This is a genomic window from Spirulina subsalsa FACHB-351, from assembly GCF_026130165.1.
Lineage (GTDB): Bacteria > Cyanobacteriota > Cyanobacteriia > Cyanobacteriales > Spirulinaceae > Spirulina_A > Spirulina_A subsalsa_A.
On sequence record NZ_JAIHOM010000226.1, the window covers coordinates 1 to 2,992 of the forward strand.

Consider the following 2,992-nt stretch of genomic DNA (forward strand, 5'->3'; position numbering starts at 1 on the left):
CTAGAAGCCTATTGCGAATCAACAGGTCGTTCCAAATCAGATGTTTTGAGAGAACTCATCAGAAGCCTTAAGATCAAGAAAAAGCCGTCCTAGAAGGACGGGGCTTTAGACCCAGTTCCTCGGTAAATTGGGAGTCGGGAGTCGGGGAGGTTTCCCGACTCCCGAAAAGCTCCTATTCCCTATTCCAAAAAAATGGATAAATACCACGTTGGAGAATTGCGCCCTAGTCAAATTATGTTTAGTTATGGGATTGGTGCGATCGCCGATCTCCCCAACATCGCCGCCCTAGTCATGGGCCTAGACGAATGGCACCAGCAAGGCACCGTCGAAATTGCCGAAGAACGCCTCTTACTCGCCGTGCAGAAACAAGTAGGCAAACAAGCCCAAAAATTGCTGAGTCTACCCATCGCCCCAGACGACAATAATGACTCATTGCTAGGCCTTCCCGTTGCCCCCTTCCCCACCTGGATGGTATGCCCTAAATGTAAACTCCTCGCCCCTGTATCCTCCCAAATCTTTCAACTCAAGAATCCCTACAATCGCTCCTCAGAATTGCATTACCACCACCAAAATTGTCCTAAGAGTATAAAATACCCCCCAAAAGTGATTCCGGTGCGATTTATGGTCGCCTGTGAAAAAGGACACCTCGATGATTTTCCGTGGCGTTATTTTGTCCACGGCGGACCCAGTGACTGCAACGGCTCCTTACGCCTCCAAGAAACCAACGTCTCTGGCTCCGTGACAGATATTCTAGTTTGCTGTGATGGATGCAGCGCAAAACGCCCCCTCGCCCTAGCCTTTGGCATTCCCGGAAAGCAAAATATGCCCAAGTGTCGCGGTCGCCATCCCCATCTCCGCTCCTTTGATGATGACTGTGATCAACAGATGAAAACCCTGTTACTTGGGGCATCCAATAGTTGGTTTTCCCTCAATCTTTCCGCCCTCTCCATCCCCACCACTACCGGGAAATTAGAAGAATTAGTCCGGGAAAATTGGGTCGCCCTAAACAATGCCCAAACCCTTGATAATTTAGAGCTACTGCTGAAGACCTTTTTCAGTATGGGACAAATCCAAAGCCTGATGAAATACCCAACCGAAGAGATTTGGACCACCCTCGAAAAGATCCGCCACAATACCAGTGAAAACGATCCGGGCAACCTGAAAGATCCAGAATGGCAAGCCTTTATCGCCGTTGAACGTGAAGTGAACATCGGCAAAGATTGGCATTTAGTCCCCACTACTCCCCCCCCTGATTTCCAGGACAAAATCGAAAAAGTGATTCTGGTTCAGAAACTGCGAGAAGTCCGGGCATTGATTGGTTTTACCCGCATTCAATCCCCCGGTGATTTTAGTGATACAGGGGATGTTCCCGAGAATTTCAAGGCCCGTCTGAGTCGGCAACCTCCGAAATGGGTTCCCGCTATGGAAGTCCGGGGGGAGGGCATTTTTATGCAATTTAATGAAACCGCCCTCCAGACTTGGGAACAACAGCCATTGATCCGCAAACATTACAACAAGGTCAAACAAGCCCATAAAAATTGGCTAAATCAGCGTAACCCCGATTTAGTGGATAAAATTCCTTGCCCAGATATGCGCTATTTGCTCCTACATTCTTTTGCCCATGCTCTCATGCGTCAGTTTGCCCTAGAATGTGGCTACAATGCGGCCAGTTTAAGGGAGCGGATTTATGCCCAAGTGGCAACCGAAAAGCCGGAAAAAAAAGAGGCACAAGCCGGGGTTTTAATCTATACAGCCGCCCCCGATAGCGAGGGAACCCTTGGGGGACTGGTTCACCTAGGCGAATCCCAACGGCTGAACTATCATTTAAACCAAGCCTTTGAATATATTCGCATCTGTGCTTCAGATCCGCTCTGTTCTGATCATGACCCAGACGGCGACGACTCAATTCACTGGGCGGCTTGTCATGCCTGTCTCTTCTCCCCTGAAACCTCCTGTGAGCGAGGTAATAAATATTTGGATCGGACGTTACTGATTCCCACTCTTGCCCAAGACTCAGATAAACAAAAATATGCCTTTTTTCCCTAAATTCGATGGTGTTTGATTCAACATTTCTTGAGGTTATTAATCAAGTGGCTGTCGGTTTAACCGAAAGCTTAACCGCAGAGCTAGAGACTATACTTTCAAAAGTGTATAGACAGCCTACTGAGCAGTGGGAATATAGTCTCGCTGATGCTTTGCCTTCCAGAACCCTGCGCCAAAAGGTTCATATTTTATTAAATTACTGGCAGCAAACCTATCCAAATATTCAGCCCCAATCTATCTATCTTGCGCTGCTCAGTTCCCAACAACTTCATCAACAACTACAGAAAGAATACGAGGTTCAACCAATTTGGACAATTCCCAAAGAAACAGGAGAATGGCCGCGTCGGACAGAACAAACCATCCTCAAATTGATTGCCCAAACTCAAAAAGAATTACTGATTATTTGTTTCGCGGTTTATAATGTCCCTCAAATCGTTTCAGCGTTACAGGAAGCCCTAGAGCGGGGTGTTACAGTTCGTCTCATTGTTGAACTTCCCGAAGCGGCTCAAAAAATCTCCGTGGGTGTTTTTCAAACCTTCCCCCCTGATTTGTTAGAAAAAATGGATATTTATTACTGGCCAAAATCCCAAAGACCTTTAGGGGATAAAGGTCAAATTGGTTCACTGCACATCAAAGGAATTGTTTCGGATCAAACTCATCTCTTTGTTAGTAGTGCGAATCTCACTCAATCTGCTCTGCAATTAAACCTAGAATTGGGCTTATTAACTAAGCAGCCCCTACTGGCGCAACAAATCACAGATACTATTGATCATCTGCTCTGTCAGCATATTCTTTGTCCCATTCCCTCATATAGCGTTTCCATTTGAGTTTTGTAATATACAAGGTAATAGGTGATAGGTAATAGGTAATAGGTAATAGGTAATAGATAATTGTTCCCCCTCTCCCCTGTTCCCCCTCTCCCCTGCTCCCCCGCTCCCCTGCTCCCCTG

The 2,992-nt window shown here is 46.7% G+C and carries 2 protein-coding genes; both read left to right on the forward strand.

Going from position 1 to position 2,992, the window contains the following annotated elements; all coding sequences use genetic code 11:
* The first annotated feature begins 192 nt into the window (after window positions 1-192).
* Complete coding sequence (gene drmB / locus K4A83_RS22410) at window positions 193-2,046, forward strand: DUF1998 domain-containing protein (RefSeq protein ID WP_265266935.1); 1,854 nt, start codon at window positions 193-195, stop codon at window positions 2,044-2,046.
* Window positions 2,047-2,051: 5 nt separating this feature from the next.
* Window positions 2,052-2,870 (forward strand): DISARM system phospholipase D-like protein DrmC, encoded by an 819-nt coding sequence (gene drmC, locus K4A83_RS22415; protein WP_265266936.1) that lies wholly within the window; start codon window positions 2,052-2,054, stop codon window positions 2,868-2,870.
* Window positions 2,871-2,992: the final 122 nt, after the last annotated feature.